The organism is Halalkalibacterium ligniniphilum, from assembly GCF_000334155.1.
GTDB lineage: Bacteria > Bacillota > Bacilli > Bacillales > Bacillaceae_D > Halalkalibacterium > Halalkalibacterium ligniniphilum.
The window spans coordinates 22,237-41,489 of the sequence record NZ_ANNK01000060.1 but is presented as its reverse complement, the minus strand read 5'-3'; the positions used below and the strand labels follow the sequence as shown (position 1 = coordinate 41,489).

Below are 19,253 nucleotides of genomic sequence, written 5' to 3'. Positions count from 1 at the left end.
TAGGGATCAAAGGCAAGGGTGAGACCCCACAGTGCAAAAAGCACGAGGAGGCTCACCAGCCGCCCGCGGAAAGCGAAGGATATTTCCGAAGCGAAGGCTATGCATCAACGATCATGACGTTTAGATTTCTCATCAATAAAAACTCTTTTGTCCCAGCCCCATTCTTATCCTTGTTTCTTACGATAAAAAAGCCATTCTACTAAAAATCCAATCAGTAATGCGAGTAATACGCTAACACCTTCATTCAAACCAATCAATTGATTCAAAATCATAAAAAGCACCACTGCGACCAACGCAAAAATGAACAGCCCTAACACTGCACGTCTAGCACCCAAATCCTCCCCCCGCTTTCTAGAGCAAGTCTTTACGCTCTTGCCATTTTGTCACATGTTCTCGTTGTTTTTCAAGCCCCTCGCTTAAAGACATTTTCGCCTCGAATCCTAGTTGTGTTTTTGCTTTTTTGGGACAAAGTGATACCTTGTGAAGAGGTTTAGTCAATGTCTTATTATTTAATAAATAGCTTTTGCCTTTGTACCAAAGGTTTTCTTTCCCTGTTGTTAAATGAAAGACCTCTCCTACTGCTTTTGTTTTCGCAGCAAGCAGCAAGCCCTCTATCACATCGTCGATATAAAGCACATCAAGGGTAGACCGATCTTCCGTCATTTGTTCTTTTCCCACTAAAATTTGTTGATAGGTCATATCGTCACGCTGCCACGGACCATACACGGTTGGTAAGCGTAAAATAATATAATCAAGCCCTTTTTTTCTCGCTTCATTTTTGACAATTTCTTCACTTGCTAACTTTGTCACACCGTACGATGATGAAGGGTTTGTTGGCGTTCTTTCTGTAATCAGTCCGACTCTGTCCCCATACACTTCAACAGTTGAAGCATAAATGAAGCGTGCCGGTGGAACGCATGCATGAAGGAGTGTTTTTGTCACATGAACATTTGTTTTGATGACCTCAGGTAAGTACGGCCACTTACTATCTGATTTTGTCGCTGCTGCTAGATGAAAAATAACATCGGCACCTTTTAAAAGCTTTGTTAAATTGCAGTCTTCCACACGTTGATTAACAAATGTAAAAAGGGCATTGCGTCCAATTCGTAGTTGCTTTTCTTCGTAAACCTCCTGGGTATGAGGACCTCTAGTATCGTCAATAGCGATTACTTCAACTCCTTCTTGGACAAGATGTTCACATAAATGAAAGCCAATAAATCCAAGTGCTCCCGTTATAACTGCCTTTTGCACGCTAATCTCCTCCACTTCCCTCTATGTACCCCCTCTTCCCCCAGTAGAAGAGGGCTTATAGCTTTTTTTCATACGCACGAAAAAAGAGGCACGCCAGTTCTGCAAAATAAGAAAACGATTTTCCCGGCAATAAAAGTCTTAAGGATACAGGTTTCCCTTCTTTTTCACACGCTTGCTGAAATGGCCGACTGTGCAGACGAAGTGGATAGCGTTTTTCATGCATTTCATGGAGGATAGAGATAGGCAATAAAGGGCACTCACATCCCTGCTCTTCCTTGTGACGGATATATTCTCCAACTTCTTTTTTACTGATGCTATGAGCGGTGGCGATTTCATACACAAAGCGTTTATAGAAAAATTTATTTTGTTCCTCCTGCTCATAATACGCACGTAAATCAAGACACGGATTCACTAGCATCACGGAGCGTATTTTTTCAGGGATCATGTTTGCAAGCTTTATCGCCACTAGTGCACCCATACCTTCTGCAAATAGATGAATGTTTTTATTTAAAATTTCTCGTTTCATAACAAGATGATAAAGTCGGATCGCTAGGCGAGTGGCCCTCTCACTTCCCCAATGCCTGCCAAAAAAATTTGAAGTAAATACGGTATACCCCTTTGTCAGCAAATATTGAATAAATTGACTCCTGCTTGGATGCTGAACCCAAAAACATGTATTCTTTTCCACATAATGATTAACGTCGCCAAGCAACAATACTGCAAACCCACTCGGTTGCTCTGGCAAATGAATCACACACCACTGTTCTTCTAAACACAAAAAACGTCGGATTACACTCATGTCTTCGCCTCTCATCTACTTGCTTGGTTCCCTTGACGAATGTTCTAAATCCCCATTCGTTCCCCACTATACGTTATGCAGCAGATGTAAAAACGGACTAAGGCTAGCGTATAATCGAGCATCTTTCCTGAATGAACTTTCAGCTTATGATCCGTTTTCTCGTTTTGTTCAAATAAAAGATGGTCTAGTAACATATGCGTCAACGAGCTTACCTATGATCAAGAAAGCTGACGATCGTTGGATCGTCAGCTTTTTCTTACGGTTTTCGCTTGGGTGTCCATTTTCGATTGTGATTTGACGTTTCTGGGAATGGATCTCCAGCATTCAGTTTAACAGCTTTTGGTTTTTTTACCGTACTGCCTGTTTCCCCAATTTCAACATACATACCGTTATTTGGTGCTTTCATTCCTGGTTCAAACTGACGATTTTGTCCCATCTACCTTCGCCTCCTTTAATCATTAGGATATCCAGAAGGGCGTGGCGATATTTAAGAACCGATTAAGGAAACAAGTACAGCCTTTTGTACGTGAAGGCGATTTTCAGCTTGGTCGTAGACAAATGATCTAGTACCATCTATCACTGATGCCGTCACTTCTTCTCCTCGATGAGCAGGTAGGCAATGAAGGAAAATAAAATCGGATGCTGCTTGGCTTACAAGCTCGTCATTCACTTGATATGGGAAAAGAGCTTTTTCCCGTTCTTGCTGTTCCTGTTCATAGCCCATGCTTGCCCATACATCCGTATAAATGACATCAGCACCCTTTGCAGCCGCTTTTGGATCGGAGGAAAGTGTCAGCGTTGCTCCAGTCTCTTTTGCAGCCTCTACCGCAAGATTAAAAATCGATGGGTCAACCTCATAACCAACAGGTGAGGCAACCGTTACATCCATACCTGTTTTTGCACCTGCGATAAGTAAGGAGTGTGCAACATTATTGCCGTCTCCGAAATAGACCAGCTTTTTCCCTTGTAGCTCACCTTTTTGCTCTTGGATTGTTAAAAGATCAGCAAGGGCCTGACATGGATGAAAAGCATCCGTCAAGGCATTAATAACAGGAACGGCTGCATACTCAGCAAGCTCCTGAACCGTTTCGTGAGAATTCGTTCGAATCATGATCGCATCTACGTAACGAGACAACACATTGGCTGTATCCTTCACTGGCTCTCCACGGCCAATTTGCAAATCTCTAGGGCTTAAAAAGAGGGCGTGGCCCCCTAGCTGTGTCATCCCAACTTCAAATGAGACTCTTGTTCGCGTCGAAGCATTTTCAAAGATCATGCCGAGAGATTTTCCTGCAAGCTCGAGCTTTCCTATTCCTTGCTTTTGTGCAGCCTTTAATTCAACTGCTTTGCTCAATAAATATTGAACTTCATCTGGTGTAAAATCTAAAAGGGTTAAGAAATCCCGACCTTTCAGTGTGGATGGATTGATAGATACCTCATTCACGTTCAACTCACGTCCTTTTTTTAAATGTGCATGGCAGAGGCTTTAGCTAAACGCTCTTGAACAGAATACACCTCTGAGCCAACGCCTTCTAACCCGTCGATCATTTTCGCAAGCGTTGAAATTTCTGTAATAACAGTAACACGCTGTTTTAAAGCTTCCTCCCTCCAGCTTTTCCCCGTTTTCTGCCCAGGTGCCGGAATCGTAATAAGGGCCACCACATCATCTTGCTGAATCCATTGCTCAAAAGAGACGTTCTTTGAATCTTCAAGCTGGAAGCCTTTCTCTTTTAAAGTATCGGCAAGTGCTTGAAAGGCATCAGCGTCACCTTCGTTAACATCATAATAAATCGACCCTGTTTTTCGGAACAACGCAGGCGTCTGTTCTTCTCCCCAAGCAAAGGCTTTTGCAAAGGCCTCGTCTAAGCTTTCACTCATGGCAATCAACTCACCTGTTGACTTCATTTCCGCTTCTAACAGTGGGTCTAAGCCTGAGAGCTTTTGGAAGGAGAATACAGGTGCTTTCACTGTATAATAAGGAGTTTCTTCTCCATAGCCCGGTTTGATCTGAAGCTCTTTTAATGTTTTTCCAAGCAGCACTTGGATTGTTATATCGATTAAATTCGTTCCTGTAGCTTTACTAAAGATCGGCACCGTCCGTGAAGCTCTCGGGTTGACTTCAATCACGTAAAGCTGACCATTATCGTAGACAAACTGGATGTTAAAAATCCCTTTAAACTGCATACCTTGTGCGATTTTTTCAGTGTAGCTGACCGCCAGCTGTTTAATTTCTTCACTCAAGGAATACGGTGGGGTGACAGCTGTACTGTCTCCGGAATGGACGCCTGCCTTTTCAACATGTTCGAACATACCAGGAATAAAAATCTCCTTACCATCTGTAATGGCATCAACTTCAAATTCTACGCCTGGGTAGTAGGCATCAATTAATACTGGTAATGTAATCGAGACCTTTTCATCATGCAAATAATCATGTAATTCCTCTTCATCACTGGCGATAAACATTCCCTGTCCTCCAATAACATAGGATGGACGTAACAAGACAGGGTATCCTATTTCTTTCGCTTTAGGTGCGATTTGCTCTTTTCTGTCCACTGTCACGCCAGGAATATGAGGAACACCTACCTTTTGCATGAACTGATAAAAGCGTTCACGGTCTTCAAGATCATCAATCGTCGCTTGATTTGTTCCAAGAATCAGAACCCCAGCTTTTTCTAGCCCTTCTGTTAAAGAAATGGCGGTTTGACCACCGAGTTGCACGATGACGCCATCCACTTTCTCCAGTTCAATGACATGGAGAACATCTTCAACAGTCAATGGCTCAAAATACAGTCTGTCTGCTGTCTCATAATCGGTGCTCACAGTTTCAGGGTTGTTATTCATAATGATTGCTTCATACCCTAACCGGTGAAGGCTTTTCGCCCCATGAACCGAGCAATAATCAAATTCAATCCCTTGCCCGATTCGTATAGGACCAGAACCAATAATTAATACCTTCTTTTTATCTTTTGATGGCTCAACATCATTTTCTCCACCCCAGCTTGAATAGTAATAAGCTGTTGATGCTTCAAACTCTGCAGCACATGTATCAACCATTTTATACGAAGGCTTAAGCCCAAGCGATGCACGTTTTTCCCGAACATCACTTTCGCTTACATCCCATGCAGTTGCAAGCCACGCATCCGAAAACCCATACTTTTTATAAGTGATAAGGGCTTCCTCTGTAACCATCTCTAGTGAATCCTTCTTCACCTGCTGCTCCAGTTCAATTAAAAGCTGGAAGGAGTGAAGGAAAAAACGATCGATGTTCGTTTCCTTGTGCAGTTCCTCCGTCGTAATCCCACGGCGCATGAGTTCAAGAATCGCAAAAAATCGACGATCATCAGCTTTTTTGACGCTCTGCCAAAGCTTCTCTGTCTTCCAGCTTGTGAGTTCTGGAAGCTCAAGTCCATTCACTTTAATTTCTAAAGAGCGCACCGCCTTTTGAAGAGCTGCTTCTAATTTCCGTTCAATCGCCATCACTTCGCCTGTGGCCTTCATTTGTGTTCCTAACTTTCTTTCGGCATGAATGAGCTTGTCAAACGGCCAACGAGGAAACTTAACGACGACATAATCGAGGGCAGGCTCGAAGCTTGCATACGTATGGCCTGTAACCGGGTTAAGAAGTTCATGTAATGCGTAGCCAATGCTTAGCTTTGCAGCCATTCTTGCAATTGGGTAGCCAGTAGCTTTCGATGCAAGGGCCGATGAGCGACTCACACGAGGATTCACCTCAATTAAATAGTACTGCTTGCTGTGTGGATCAAGGGCAAATTGAATGTTGCATCCGCCAATGATTCCGAGGGCACGAATAATTTTTAAAGAGGTCGAACGGAGCATTTGGTACTCTTGATCTGTCAATGTTTGTGATGGAGCAACGACAATGGAATCACCTGTATGAATGCCGACAGGGTCAATGTTCTCCATGTTACAAACGGTAATGCACGTATCATTCGCATCCCGCATCACTTCATATTCTACTTCTTTATAGCCAGCGATGCTTTTTTCAATCAGACATTGCTGAATCGGGCTTAATGCTAAGCCCCCCTTTACAATTTTACGCAGCTCTTCTTCACTGTCAGCAATTCCGCCTCCAGCTCCTCCAAGGGTATATGCTGGTCGAACAATAATTGGATAGCCGACCTGCATCGCAAATGCAACCGCGTCATCCACGGTTTCCACAATTTCACTTTCAGGCACGGGCTCATTTAGCTCGTTCATTAAAGCACGGAATAATTCTCGATCTTCTCCTTTTTTAATCGAATCAATCGGCGTTCCAAGAAGTTTGACATTATATTTTTCAAGAATGCCTGCGTCGTGAAGAGACATGGCTAAATTTAGACCAGTTTGTCCACCCAACGTGGCAAGAAGCCCATCTGGCTGTTCTTTTTTTATAATGCCTTCAATGCTTTTTACGGTTAGTGGTTCAAAATAAACGACATCGGCACATGCCTCATCGGTCATGACCGTTGCCGGATTATTATTAATGAGAATCACCTTAATTCCTTCTTCTTTTAAAGCAAGACACGCTTGTGTTCCTGCGTAATCAAATTCTGCTGCTTGACCGATAACAATTGGTCCCGAACCAATGACGAGAACGGATTGGATGTCTGACTGTTTAGGCATATGCTTTCTCTCTCCCTTTACTATGAATCTCGTCAATAAACTGAGAAAAGATTACTTCACTATCGCTCGGTCCTGGATGTGCCTCTGGGTGAAACTGCACTGTTTGGACTGGCAAGTGCTTATGACGCAGCCCCTCAATCGAACCATCGTTAATGTTTTTAAATAAAACATCAAAGTCTGTTTCTGCAAGTGACTCTTCTTTTACAACGTAGCTATGATTTTGAGAGGTCATGTAGACACGTTTGGTCACAACATCTAGTACAGGCTGATTTGCCCCACGATGACCAAAGCGAAGCTTATCAGTGTCCGCCCCAAATGCGAGAGCTAACAGCTGATGACCGAGACAAATACCGAGAGCCGGATAGTTTTCCGCCAGCTTTCGAACGGTTGGAAGAAAAGGCTCCATTTTTTTAGGATTTCCAGGACCATTTGAGAAAAGAACACCATCAGGCTTAAGTGAGGCAATGTCCTCAAATGACGTATGATATGGAACCACAGTGACTTTACACCCTTTTTCAATCAATGCATCAAAAATTGACTGCTTAAAACCAAAGTCAACAAGAACAACATGAGGTCCGTCCTCTCCCGTTGTCATTACCTCTGCTGTCGCCACCTCTTTTACTAACTCTTGCTCTCCAATTGGCGTCCAATTTTCAAATGAGATGTTAGCCGGATCCGTCGTGATAACCGCACCCATATCCCCTTGCTCACGAATTCGTTTGACCACAGCTCTAGTATCGATACCAGATAGTAGTGGGATATTCGCTTTTTTGCAGCAGCTTGCTAAAGATTGGCTGGCTTCATAATGATAGCCTTTCGAGCTGCTTTCACTCACAATCATCCCAGCTGCTTGAGGGGCTGTGCTTTCAAAATCATGCTCATTGATGCCGTAATTCCCAATTAAAGGATATGTAAACACAACAAGCTGTCCTTTAAATGAGGGGTCACTCATGACCTCTTGGTATCCTGTCATTCCTGTGTAGAACACAACTTCTCCATACACATCCTGATGTTCTCCTTCAATTTCCCCTTCAAAGCGCTCCCCTGTCTCTAGAACTAAATAAGCTTTCAATGGTCTCCCTCCAAATCCGTATATCTATCGAACAACAAGTATTTTTATACAAATCCATGAAAAATAAAATCCCTTTATCGGTTATTTCGTTAAGGTTTGTTTTGTTTCCAGTTCTTGAAATACTTCACTGAGTAATTGTAGTGCTTGCTCAAGCTCTTCGTTTGTAACCGTTAATGGAGGCAGCAGACGAATCACTTTCGATCCTGCATTCATAACAAGCAACCCTTTATCGCGGAGTGCTTTTACAATGGCAGTGACATCCGTATTGCACTCAATCCCAATCATCAGACCTATTCCACGTATTTCTTGAACCATTGAGTAATCGAGAAGCGTATCACGAAGCTTTGCCTTAAAGGTCTTTCCTTTTTTAGCTACCTCATCGAGAAATTCCTCGTTGAATATTTCGGTTAAAACGACCTTTGCAGCTGCCATCGCCAATGGGTTTCCGCCAAATGTCGATCCATGACTTCCTGCAGAAAAGCTTTCTTTAAGATGAGCTTTCCCAATCATCGCTCCTACAGGAAAACCATTCCCTAATCCTTTTGCAAGTGTGACGATATCTGGTGACAAGCCGTAATGTTCATAGGCATACGCCTTACCCGTTCTCCCAATCCCTGTTTGAATTTCATCAATGATGAGCAGGATGCCCTTTTCTTCGCAAAGTGCTTGCAGCCCATCTGCGAATGATTGAGCCATGACATGAACGCCGCCTTCTCCTTGGATCACTTCAACCACAATGGCAGCTGTCTCTTCATTTACAGCAGCTTGCAGTGCGTGGATATCATTTAACGGCACATAATCAAAGGTTGACAGCATAGGTCCGAAGCCAGCATGAATTTTTTCTTGACCTGTTGCCGCCATACTTCCTAACGTTCGCCCGTGAAACGAATTAACCAAACTAATGATGTGATGCTTTCCTGTTGCTTTCCTTGCGAGCTTAATCGCCGCTTCATTCGCTTCTGTCCCACTGTTACAGAAGAACACATAGTCACCTGTGTGATTTTCTGTCAGCTTTTTCGCCACATCCTCTTGACCTTGAATTGGTGATAAATTAGAAATGTGCCAAAGGGTGTCTAATTGTTCCTTTACTGCATTTATCACTTTCGGGTGGCAGTGACCTAAGTTACAAACAGCAATCCCTGCAATAAAATCTAAATAGCTTTTTCCGTTCGAATCAACGACGAATGCTCCACTTCCAGATTTAATTTCAATGTCCCATTTACCGTATGTTGGGAATAAATGACTCAATGTTACCTTCCTCCTTACAACGCCTCTGTTGTGACGGGATCTTTTTGAATAATGGTTCCGGTAAATTTTCCTTCTTCTTTTAGAAAAGCCTGACGACCGTCTACAATTAATACAGAATGGAGTTCATTGGTTAAGCTTGCTACAGCTGCTTTCACTTTTGGAATCATTCCCCCATGAATTGTTCCATCCTTCATAAGCTGTTCAACATCCGCCGTCGTTAGCTTTTCAATCACTTCACCTTGTTTTAAAATGCCTGGCACATCGGTCACAAACATAAGCTCAACCGCTCCAATAGCAGAAGCTATCGCTGCAGCTGCACTATCTGCATTAATATTATAATGAGCACCATCATCACCAACACCAATTGGCGCAATGACCGGAACATACCCTTGCTCAAGCATTGTAAGAAGTAAATTGTCATTCACAGCTGTTGGCTCTCCTACATAGCCTAAACCTTCTGAGTCCACTGGCTCAACCGTGATAAGCTGACCGTCACAGCCTGACAAGCCAACGGTAGGTAGCCCCGCAAGCTGTAGCTTCGAGACAAGCTGCTTATTCACTTTTCCACACAAGACCATTTCAGCCACATCAAGCACGTCTTTTGTCGTCTTTCGCAGCCCGTTAACAAACGTACTTTCAACCCCTTTGAGTTCAAGCATTTCATTAATTGCCGGCCCGCCACCATGGACAACGATCGGTTCTTTTCCTTGCTCTTTTAATTGCTGAATGCTTGCAAAAAATGAGTCAGACAGTGAATCAAGAATGCTACCACCACATTTAATGACAATTTTTTCTTTCATGCTCGACTCCTCTCCTTACGTTCGGTACCCTGCATTAATGCGTACATAATCATATGTCAAGTCACAACCCCATGCTTTTCCGAAGCCATCTCCTAGATGAAGATCGACTGAAATGATAACATGTTCATTTTGTTGCATATAGGCTGTTGCTTCTTCTTCAGAAAACGTCATTGGCTGACTGTCCTTTAAAGTCTGAATCGGTCCAATCGCAATATCAATCGTATCAGGATCGACAGTGCAGCCACTGTAGCCAATCGCACAAATAATCCGTCCCCAGTTTGCATCCGTACCATAGACGGCTGATTTAACTAAATCGGAACCAACGATTTTCTTTGCGACCATTCCAGCTTCTTCGTCTGTTGCTGCACCTTGAACTTGCACTTCAATTAACTTTGTAGCCCCTTCTCCGTCCCGGGCAATTTTTTTCGCTAACTGCTCACACGTTTTCTCGAGCGCTGCGTAGAAATTGAGCCAGTCTGGATGCTCTGGCGTAAGTGGCTCATGCTCAGCAAGGCCGCTTGCCATAACGACAACCATATCGTTTGTTGAGGTATCTCCGTCAACGGTGATTCGATTAAATGTTTTGTTTGTAATCGATGAAAGGGCAGCCTGTAAATGCTCTGGTTCAATCTTCGCATCAGTCGTTACGAAAGAAAGCATCGTCGCCATGTTCGGGTGAATCATGCCAGACCCTTTGGCAACTCCACCTAATGTCACTTTTACCCCATCGATGGTTGTTTGGTAGCAAGCATGCTTCTCCATCGTATCGGTCGTCATAATCGCTTCATTGAAGGCTGATGCTCCATCAACCCCAGCGACTGGGAGAAGTGATTGAATTCCAGCTGTTATTTTTTCCATTTGTAAAAACTCGCCAATGACCCCTGTGGAAGTAACCGCAACTTGATGCTCAGGAATCCCAAATACTTCTGCACCGAGTCGACGCATCTCATAGGCATCCTCTAGTCCTCTTTTGCCTGTACACGCATTCGCGTTTCCACTATTCACAATCAGTGCACGGAGCTTTCCTTCCTTCGCAATGCTCTCTTGGGTCACCTTCAGTGGTGCTGCTTGAATTTTATTGAGTGTATACACACCTGCACTACTTGCTGGTACGTCGCATACAATTGCACCAAGGTCTTTCCGTTTCCGTTTCACCCCTGTATGGATACCTGTTGCTTTAAACCCTTTCGGTGTTGTGACACGACCCTCTTTTATTTCCTCTATGTTCACACTTACATCTTGTAAAGCTTTCACGTGATCTCCTCCATTATGGGTAAAGGGGTGTTCCCTCAAGTCCAAGGGTTTCATCCCATCCGTTCATTAAGTTAAAGTTTTGAATTGCTTGGCCTGAAGCCCCTTTTACGAGATTATCGATAACCGATACAACGGTGATTCTTCCTGTCCGTTCATCATAGGTGATACCGATATCACAAAAATTACTACCATATACTTCTTTTGTTGCTGGGAATACTCCCTCTGGTCGAATCCGCACAAATGGAGAATGTTGATACATTTCTTCATAAAGGGTTCTAAGCTTCGCTTCGGTTAAAGGATTGACGGCTTGAGCGTACATCGTTGCCATAATTCCACGAACCATCGGAATAAGATGAGGTGTAAAAGTGACAGTTGAAATGTCTTCATTCCAGCTTTTAAGCATTTGCTCAATTTCAGGTGTGTGCTTATGTTTGTTCACTTGATATATTTTAAAATTTTCATTCATTTCGCTAAAATGGGTAATCGCTGAAGGGTTTCGTCCAGCTCCTGACGTCCCAGATTTCGCATCAATGATAATTGTCTTTGGATCGATTAACCTTTCATTCACAAGCGGCCCAAGGCCTAATAAAATCGCCGTTGGATAGCAGCCAGGATTTGAAATGACTTGAGCTTTTGAAATTGAATCCCGGTTCCATTCAGCTAGTCCATATACGGCTTGATTAATGACAGATGCAGGTGCGGCCTTTCGTTGATACCAAGATTCATAGACTTCTTGTTCTTTTAATCGTAAATCACCGGACAAATCGATCACTTGCAATCCTTTTTCACTAAGTGTTCCTGATAATTCTGCCGACACTCCTGGAGGTGTCGCAAGAAAAACAACATCTGCTTGACTCGCAATCATGTCTGCATCAATGGTTTGCAGCTCCTCTTCAATCACCGCTTGCAGATGTGGATAAGTCTGTGCAAGCAAGGTTCCTTCCTGCGATGAAGAATAAAACGTCATGCTTGTTACATTTGGATGACGTGTTAAAAATCGAATCAGTTCTGCTCCTCCGTACCCTGTTGCTCCGATAATAGCGACGTTCATGGTACCTCCCCCAGTTATCTCTCGAATCTTTTTTTACGTTGTCTATGATTATAAAACTGAATAAAAATAAATTCAACTGTATTTTTATTTTATTTCTTAATAATTTTTCAATTGTGTCTCCTACGTTTGCTCAACATGGCGTACTTTCCCTCCATCTATCTGCCATAAATACACCGTATGATTGTTGTAGCTATCGGATTTTAACCTCTTTTGCAGTTTTGTCCTCAGTCTCCATGGACACTCGCATTAAGCGAACCGTTACTTCTCCCTTCACGGCTTGGGACTCTCACCCTATAGATTGCGCCCATGCTCGACGCACTAAAAAAAGTCGACTCTGCAATCCAGAGTCGACTTTTTTAGTGCTGCTTATTCAGCAAGCTCTTCTTTAATGTTGTTGATCATTACGTCAATTTGCTCTCCCCATAGATCATTGATTTGATGAGAAACATAGTTTCCATCTTTATCAAGTATGCTGTAGCCGCGATAAGACATCTGATCATTTTTCATATTTACATAATCAATCACTTCAAGATCAGGATCTGAAAGAAAGGAAAATGTTAAATCTCCTGCTTCCTTTAAGGCCTTATGCTGTTCCGGTGAATCAATGCTAATGGCGAAATAATCTGCATCAACACCTTCAAGCAAGGACAGGTTCTCTTGCAGCTGAACTAGCTGCTCTTGACAATGTCCTCAGCCAACCTCTGTAAAATGGAACAAAATCGTTGCTCGCTCTTTATTCGTAAGGGCTACTTCCTGTCCCTGCTCATTCAGAAGCGTCATATTCCCTTCTGGTCCTGCTTGCTCTTCTTCACCACATGCCGTGAGTGCAAGCACAGCGACGATAATAAGAGCAAGAGCCCATAACGAGCGCTTTGAAACCAGCTTCATGATTCATCCTCCCTCTTCTCTATCTATAATACGGACAAGTGTATGCTCACAATCAATCGGAGTCAACCAAACTGCTTTTCGTGCTCCTTCATCCTTCCATATGAACTACTCAACGACATCAAGTAAGTCAGCAACAATTTCTGTCTGGTCACTCGCCAATCCATCATATTTACGGACGACATTGCCTTCTCCATCGATGAGAAAGAAGCTCGTACTATGAATAATGTCGTCGTCTGTCTCTTGCACAAGCGTTTTAAATCCTTCTTGTGCGAACTCAGCGATCTCCTCTTGTGGATAACCCGTCAAGAAATTCCAATACTCAAAATTTGCGCCAACATTTTCTCCATATTTCGCAAGGAGTTCAGGATTGTCGTTTTCTGGGTCAACTGTAAAGGACACGAACTGCATATCAACACCTTCTTCAAGCATAGCATCTTGCAATCTTGCCATATTTGGTGTCATTGTTGGGCAAACAGTCGAACAGCTCGTGAATATCATATTTGCTAGCCAATACGTCCCTTCTAAATCCTCACTTCCAAAAGGTTCCCCGTGTTGATTCACAAATTCAAACTCAGGAACAACCATACCTGCAGATGAAAGATCCCCTTGTCCTGAGGAAGAGCTTCCCGCTCCATATAACCAGCTGCAGCCTCCAAGTATAACTAAAAAACCAAGCCCAAGAGCCATCCAAAACTGCTTCATCTAACCACTCCTCTATTTCACAGTTGACACATCACTAATTGTTAATGTACCATCCTGCTGTTTCTCTTTTGTTAGCCACTGCTTAAATACATAGCCAATAGTAAAACCGTACGTGATTTCTTGCATAACTTTCATCAGAGCCCCTGCAAGCTGCTGATCCATTCTAGTCTCAAGGAATGCAAAGGAATTTGGTCCAGTTAATAAGCCCAATGGAGCTTCTGTCCCAGCCGGTAAACAGTAGGCCATCACCTGTGCCCAGAATGTCGGGTCCGTATAGGTTTGGTATAAAGGTTGTCCGGCAAAAATAATGAGTGCACACGCTGGAGTAATTAAAATTCCATTTGCAAAAATATAGCCAATTCTACGTAAGTCAGAAAGCTTTGATGTACTCGGAATTGGTGCAATCATGTGCCACCACATTAAAAAGGCAGCAAACAAGAGTAAGAATTGATACAGACTATGAAGGACTGGCGATTTCATTAATGTGTCAAACATAATCGGAACATGATAAAATGAAAATAAACCATTAAATAGAAACAAGGCAACAATTGGATTTAATGTCCATTTGCTCAATCGCTTAGTGACTGGCTTTTTTAACGCGTTAAAGAGCGATTTAAAAAACCATGCTGGAATCCCAAGCAAAAAGAGTGGAACCGCAACAAAATAAGCAAAAACCATCTGTATCATATGAAAAGTAATCATGATGTGACCTGCTATATAGAGTGGGCTTCCCCATCCTAAATAGAGGGCAATCAGCCCAAGGACAAAGTAGATTTTTTTTCGTAATGAGACAGGTGTGCTTTCAGCAAAGCGGTGTCGCCATTTTGTGACCACCATAAAATAAACAAACCCAATGATTACTAACATGATTAATAGTTCGGGTGTCCATAATGGTCGAAAGCCGAAGCTGTTAAATAGCTGGTCCATGGAGTAACCTCCTTTATACAAATGTTTGATGTCCGATTATTTATGACATTTTCCTTACTTACTATAGCATATTTTTAAGCCGGGATTGGCTGTTGAATCTGACCATTTTGTTACCTAATTTTGAAATGCCTATGATAACAATTAACGAGGGAGCGTTTATGTCAAACCAACACTTAATTGCTTTAGACTTAGATGGAACATTATTAACGAATAATAAAATAATATCTCAACGAACGAAAAAGGCCATTTTCAAAGCAAGGGCCGCTGGCCACATCGTCGTTATCTCAACTGGTCGTCCTTACCGTGCCAGTATCCAGTATTACCAAGAGCTTAACCTAGATACGGCGATTGTTAATTTTAATGGTGCCTTTGTTCACCATCCGAAGGATCGTAGCTTTGGAGCGTATCACCACCCAATGGATTTAAAAACCGCCAAAGCCGTTATTGAAACATGTGAAGCTTTCAATGTCAGCAACATCATGGTGGAAGTACTGGACGAGTTTTATTTGCGCCATTATGATGAAGTATTTATTAAAACCTTCACTGAAGGTCAAGGACCTCTTGAACATGGCAATTTAGTTGAGCTATTAAAAGAAGACCCCACATGTGTGCTCATCCATCCTCAGCACCACCATGTTAAAGAGCTGCGTTCCCTTCTTTCTAATGCCCATGCCGAGGTCATCGACCAACGGGTTTGGGGATCTCCGTGGAATGTCATTGAGATTATTAGAGCCGGGATGAATAAGGCGGTTGGCTTAAAAAGAGTTGCTGATTATTATCAGATTCCTCGCGAGCGGATTATTGCCTTCGGCGATGAAGATAATGACTTGGAGATGATTGAATATGCTGGACAAGGGATAGCAATGGGCAATGCCATTTCTGAATTAAAATCCCTTGCGGACTCAACGACACAGACAAACGAAGAGGATGGCATTGCCGTCTATTTAGAAAATGCGCTCAACTTAGCATAACTTCTGCTTCTCAGACGGTTCGACTCGTTTGGAGATTTACGTTAAAATCCTCCTATTCCCTTTACCTGATTTATGTTACCCTATTAGGAGAGAGAACCGCTTGGAATAGTAGGGGGAACTGGAGAATGGTGAAGGTATTTGAGGTGTCTCGTGATGCAGACGAATCCTTACGCTTGAAGATTGCCGAATTACTAATGGGGCAAATGGAATCAATTGGTTCCAATGATCCTTATCAACAATTGCTTCATACAATTTATCTTTCATTAGAAACTCAGTCACAAGCCCATATTTTTGTTGCTGAAAAAGATAAAGCGATCGTCGGTGCTGCTTTTTTTAATGTTGGTATAAGCATGGAAAAAGGAGGTCATTACATTTGGCTAAATGATCTCTACGTACATAAAGAGCATCGAAACCAAGGGATTGCAAAGAAACTGCTGCTAAAAATTATACATTGGGCTGAAACAGAGGATATAAAAGGGATTGAGCTTGAAACAGGAATTAACAATGAAGCGACAAAAGCTTTGTATAATTCGCTTGGCTTTTATGATATTGTTTCGAAACGGTACGGTTTCCGTTTTTAAACTTATTTTCTACGCTGCTGATTTTTCAGTAGCTTTTTTTATGGAAAAGGGGACGGAACTTCAGTGGAAGTTGATAAAACGGTGAAGCCGTCCCGCTCCCCCCTTCATTGAAAGGTTTCTCAACGTTACTTGACGGACTCATTTCGATCCAAGTAGGAAGAGTGGGCCGCTTATGCTGTTTTTTTTTTTAGAAAACAGGTTTATCCTGTTTCCGTTTTTACTCTTAATACACGCTTGCAATCTTTTTTGTTCCCACTCAAAATACGTGCCCATTTCGCTTAAACATAGGCTTTTTACTTCTTTTTTTCCTCATGGCGACATATGATATAGCAATCTATCAGAATCGACGAACCTCCTGTATTGGTTCCTTGTTAAGAACCGCCTTCGTTTGATTGGTAAAGGAGTGTGGAGAAGATGCGTGATGCTTATGATGGTATTGAATTTCATGATTTGTCCATTAACATAACAAAGCAATCTCTCTATCAATTTATTAAGAAAATGATGCACGAAGCGTATTCTTTGTATTGGCGTTATGACGAAAAATTCATTTTCCTTATGTTAGAGAAAGATCAAACGGTTCAAGAAATTCCTTTTGTTAAAAATCGCTCCTTCTTAACATTAAAGGCCGATACTCTCCTCATTACTGAACGACCATTGGCTCAAGCGATTGAAAGACTTCTTCAATGGGAAAAAGGAACTGGTATTGTGAAGCGACTGACAAAAGGCCCTCAGTACATTACGTCCTATCAAGCAGGTGACATCGAATCCACGTTCGAAATAGATGGGAGTGAGAAATTAATGAATGGAAACAGCTCAATGATTCAATACAAAGACAATGGAAAATCCCTCGAACCTCGTATTATCTTTAATATAATGAATCTCGAGATTGATTACGTTTTAATGGAGCTGCATGAAGCCATTGTAAATGGAGATGAAGAACAGGCTAACCTACACAAAAAAAAGCTAAAAAAACTTCTTTCCCGGCGGGAGCAAGTTGAACAGCTATTATAAAAGCTTTAGCCGACGATAGCGATACAGGTCCTCTTTCTAGTACAGGTCACCCACAAGCCTATAAAAAAATCAAGCATAGGATTGTTATCATATGCTTGATTTTTTTATGTGTTGATTATGAAAAATGCCCTCATCGCATGACCTAGTAAGAAATAGCACCCGAAGTAAGAGCGCGTTGATCTTATCCAAAAGTCTCTCCTGTATTATTTTATTCCCCAATTTGTTGAATAGTAGATAAGAAGCGTAAGCGTACATGCTTCCTCTTTGCTTTCATTCATATATTCATGTGGCTGATCGGCTTTAAAATGAAGACCATCACCTGCTTCTAAGCTGTACGGCTTCTTATCTATAAAAACCGTCAAGCTTCCTTGATCGACAATAATGTATTCTTCTACCCCATCAGCGTGAGCCTCTGAAAAATACCGACATCCCGGCTCTAATAAAACAGAAAACAATTCAACTGGTTTTTCAGCTGTGCGAGGAAAGAGTGTATACACATGAAAGGCTTCTCCTTCACGAAGCGGTTCGACTTGTGAGCGCCGAACAACTGTAACTTTTGGCCTCTCTTCCTCAAGAAACGCTGTAAAAGAAACATCTAATCCTTTGGCAATTTTCCATAAGGTACTCACGGTCGGGTTTGATTCCCCCCGTTCAATTTGACCAAGCATCGGTTTGCTCACACCAGTCTCCTGAGAAAGCCTGTCGAGACTCCATTTCCGTTCCGTGCGAATTGCCTTTAGACGCCTTCCTATTTGCCGCGATAGCTGTTCTTTATTCATAAAAAACTCCTTGTTGAAATGTATATTATAACGTACAATTATTATTATAAAACATACGCAGATAAAACGAAAAGGGTGACAAGCGTGTCAACATCTATTTTAACACATCAAAAGTCCGAATTTTCTCGTGGGTTACTTGCAGGAATGACGATCGCGATTGGCTATATGCCGGCAGCACTTACCTTTGGGCTACTGGCAAAAGGAACAGGACTAACCTTTCTAGAGACGGTCGCGATGAGTATTTTTATCTTTGCAGGAGCATCTCAATATATGGCACTTAACTTACTAGCGATCGGAACAGGGGCATTTGAAATCATCTTTACAACCTTTATTGTCAATATTCGCCACCTTCTGATGAGTGCGGCCGTTCGGGAAAAAATGGAGGATGATCATCCGTTTAAACGGGCCATCACTGCGTTTGGGATCACAGACGAAGTATTTGCCATGGTGGCAACACAAAACGAACGAGTAAAAACCAGTTATATTATGGGGGTTGCCCTGCTTGCTTATGTAAGCTGGGTCGGTCATTCAGCTATTGGCTATGTAGCAGGAACTGCCTTGCCAGCCACATTGCAGCAAAGCATGGGTATCGCCCTCTATGCCATGTTCATCGCTTTGCTCATGCCTTCACTAAGAAAGCATCGATATGTTCTTTTACTTGCTGGAAGTGCGGCACTTTTTAATTTGCTATTTTCTATGTTTCTTCCGAGCGGCTGGGCGATCATTTGTGCCACACTTCTCGCTTCAATTGGTTATGAAGGCGTCAAACATTTAAGGAGGATTTGTTCATGAATATGACCATGCTCTTCATCATAGCTGGAATGGCAGTCGTTACATATATTCCAAGGATGCTTCCTCTTATCTTTCTTAACACAAATTCTTTTCCAGCCTGGCTTCAAGCCGTCCTGCGGAATGTTCCTTATGCTGCTTTGGGCGCACTGATCTTCCCAGGTATTCTTACCGTCCATGAGAATATTTGGTTTGGCATCATTGGTGGAGGCGTCGCTATTTTAGTCGCTTACTTTGGGGCAAATTTGATCATCGTTGTACTGAGCAGCATCGTTGCCCTTGGCTTGTTGACATACTTTTTCCCATTTTAATGATTAGAAAAATTTGGCTTATCGCTAAACTTTTAATGGCGAAAGCCTTAATCTTTTTTTATTCGTTTAGAAAGTTATTATGATTTTTATACTTTCTGATTAGTAAAAATGAGAACCAGAGTCCAGCTGCTCTGGTTCCAATGTTCTTTCTTCCTCTTTTTACATCCTTTACACAAGACACCCCTTATCTAACTCG

At 42.3% G+C, this 19,253-nt stretch carries 20 protein-coding genes and 1 pseudogene; 5 read left to right on the top strand and 16 right to left on the bottom strand.

Going from position 1 to position 19,253, the window contains the following annotated elements; translation table 11 throughout:
- Nucleotides 1–164: 164 nt before the first annotated feature.
- The 15 genes and pseudogenes from BLT_RS23990 to ctaG form a co-directional block, all read right to left on the bottom strand.
- Nucleotides 165–335, bottom strand: coding sequence for a hypothetical protein (locus tag BLT_RS23990; protein WP_017726902.1), 171 nt, complete (start codon nt 333–335; stop codon nt 165–167).
- A gap of 16 nt (nt 336–351) precedes the next feature.
- Nucleotides 352–1,251 (bottom strand): NAD-dependent epimerase/dehydratase family protein, encoded by a 900-nt coding sequence (locus tag BLT_RS0105990; RefSeq protein WP_017726901.1) that lies wholly within the window; start codon nt 1,249–1,251, stop codon nt 352–354.
- Nucleotides 1,252–1,306: 55 nt separating this feature from the next.
- Nucleotides 1,307–2,050, bottom strand: a complete 744-nt coding sequence (locus BLT_RS0105985) for an alpha/beta hydrolase family protein (RefSeq protein ID WP_017726900.1) — start codon at nt 2,048–2,050, stop codon at nt 1,307–1,309.
- Between the two features lie 256 nt (nt 2,051–2,306).
- On the bottom strand, nt 2,307–2,486 hold the full coding sequence (locus tag BLT_RS0105980) for a YjzC family protein (RefSeq protein WP_017726899.1): 180 nt from the start codon (nt 2,484–2,486) through the stop codon (nt 2,307–2,309).
- 51 nt (nt 2,487–2,537) lie between these two features.
- Entirely contained in the window at nt 2,538–3,494 is a 957-nt protein-coding gene (argF, locus tag BLT_RS0105975) for an ornithine carbamoyltransferase (RefSeq protein ID WP_017726898.1), read from the bottom strand.
- Between the two features lie 20 nt (nt 3,495–3,514).
- Nucleotides 3,515–6,673: a carbamoyl phosphate synthase large subunit gene (locus tag BLT_RS0105970; protein WP_017726897.1), complete on the bottom strand. Its 3,159-nt coding sequence runs from the start codon at nt 6,671–6,673 to the stop codon at nt 3,515–3,517.
- Nucleotides 6,666–7,745 (bottom strand): carbamoyl phosphate synthase small subunit, encoded by a 1,080-nt coding sequence (locus tag BLT_RS0105965; protein ID WP_017726896.1) that lies wholly within the window; start codon nt 7,743–7,745, stop codon nt 6,666–6,668. Before BLT_RS0105965 ends, BLT_RS0105970 begins: the two co-directional genes overlap by 8 nt.
- Nucleotides 7,746–7,826: 81 nt before the next feature.
- Complete coding sequence (locus BLT_RS0105960; RefSeq protein ID WP_017726895.1) at nt 7,827–8,993, bottom strand: acetylornithine transaminase; 1,167 nt, start codon at nt 8,991–8,993, stop codon at nt 7,827–7,829.
- 14 nt (nt 8,994–9,007) lie between these two features.
- Entirely contained in the window at nt 9,008–9,793 is a 786-nt protein-coding gene (argB, locus tag BLT_RS0105955; protein WP_017726894.1) for an acetylglutamate kinase, read from the bottom strand.
- Between the two features lie 15 nt (nt 9,794–9,808).
- Nucleotides 9,809–11,047, bottom strand: a complete 1,239-nt coding sequence (argJ, locus tag BLT_RS0105950) for a bifunctional glutamate N-acetyltransferase/amino-acid acetyltransferase ArgJ (protein WP_017726893.1) — start codon at nt 11,045–11,047, stop codon at nt 9,809–9,811.
- A 13-nt stretch (nt 11,048–11,060) separates the two neighbouring features.
- Complete coding sequence (gene argC / locus BLT_RS0105945; protein WP_017726892.1) at nt 11,061–12,098, bottom strand: N-acetyl-gamma-glutamyl-phosphate reductase; 1,038 nt, start codon at nt 12,096–12,098, stop codon at nt 11,061–11,063.
- Between the two features lie 366 nt (nt 12,099–12,464).
- Nucleotides 12,465–12,773: pseudogene (locus tag BLT_RS0105940) on the bottom strand (redoxin domain-containing protein); the annotation flags it as partial.
- A 15-nt stretch (nt 12,774–12,788) separates the two neighbouring features.
- Nucleotides 12,789–12,986, bottom strand: a complete 198-nt coding sequence (locus BLT_RS0105935; protein WP_017726890.1) for a hypothetical protein — start codon at nt 12,984–12,986, stop codon at nt 12,789–12,791.
- Between the two features lie 105 nt (nt 12,987–13,091).
- Complete coding sequence (locus BLT_RS0105930) at nt 13,092–13,688, bottom strand: SCO family protein (RefSeq protein WP_017726889.1); 597 nt, start codon at nt 13,686–13,688, stop codon at nt 13,092–13,094.
- A gap of 12 nt (nt 13,689–13,700) precedes the next feature.
- Entirely contained in the window at nt 13,701–14,615 is a 915-nt protein-coding gene (gene ctaG / locus BLT_RS0105925) for a cytochrome c oxidase assembly factor CtaG (RefSeq protein WP_017726888.1), read from the bottom strand.
- 158 nt (nt 14,616–14,773) lie between these two features.
- On the opposite strand from ctaG, the gene BLT_RS0105920 reads away from it, so the two are divergent.
- The 3 genes from BLT_RS0105920 (at nt 14,774) to BLT_RS0105910 (ending at nt 17,178) form a co-directional block, all read left to right on the top strand.
- Nucleotides 14,774–15,586: a Cof-type HAD-IIB family hydrolase gene (locus tag BLT_RS0105920; RefSeq protein WP_017726887.1), complete on the top strand. Its 813-nt coding sequence runs from the start codon at nt 14,774–14,776 to the stop codon at nt 15,584–15,586.
- A 125-nt stretch (nt 15,587–15,711) separates the two neighbouring features.
- Nucleotides 15,712–16,167, top strand: coding sequence for a GNAT family N-acetyltransferase (locus tag BLT_RS0105915; RefSeq protein WP_017726886.1), 456 nt, complete (start codon nt 15,712–15,714; stop codon nt 16,165–16,167).
- A gap of 414 nt (nt 16,168–16,581) precedes the next feature.
- The gene (locus tag BLT_RS0105910; protein ID WP_017726885.1) at nt 16,582–17,178 is read left to right on the top strand and encodes a hypothetical protein; all 597 of its coding nucleotides are present in this window, start codon (nt 16,582–16,584) and stop codon (nt 17,176–17,178) included.
- A 203-nt stretch (nt 17,179–17,381) separates the two neighbouring features.
- On the opposite strand, the gene BLT_RS0105905 is transcribed toward BLT_RS0105910, so the two are convergent.
- On the bottom strand, nt 17,382–17,957 hold the full coding sequence (locus BLT_RS0105905) for a helix-turn-helix domain-containing protein (protein WP_017726884.1): 576 nt from the start codon (nt 17,955–17,957) through the stop codon (nt 17,382–17,384).
- Nucleotides 17,958–18,041: 84 nt separating this feature from the next.
- Between BLT_RS0105905 and BLT_RS0105900 the strand changes: the two genes are divergently transcribed.
- Both BLT_RS0105900 and BLT_RS0105895 read left to right on the top strand, forming a co-directional pair.
- Nucleotides 18,042–18,749, top strand: coding sequence for an AzlC family ABC transporter permease (locus BLT_RS0105900; RefSeq protein ID WP_017726883.1), 708 nt, complete (start codon nt 18,042–18,044; stop codon nt 18,747–18,749).
- Nucleotides 18,746–19,057, top strand: coding sequence for an AzlD domain-containing protein (locus tag BLT_RS0105895; protein WP_017726882.1), 312 nt, complete (start codon nt 18,746–18,748; stop codon nt 19,055–19,057). Before BLT_RS0105900 ends, BLT_RS0105895 begins: the two co-directional genes overlap by 4 nt.
- The last annotated feature ends 196 nt before the right edge of the window (nt 19,058–19,253 follow it).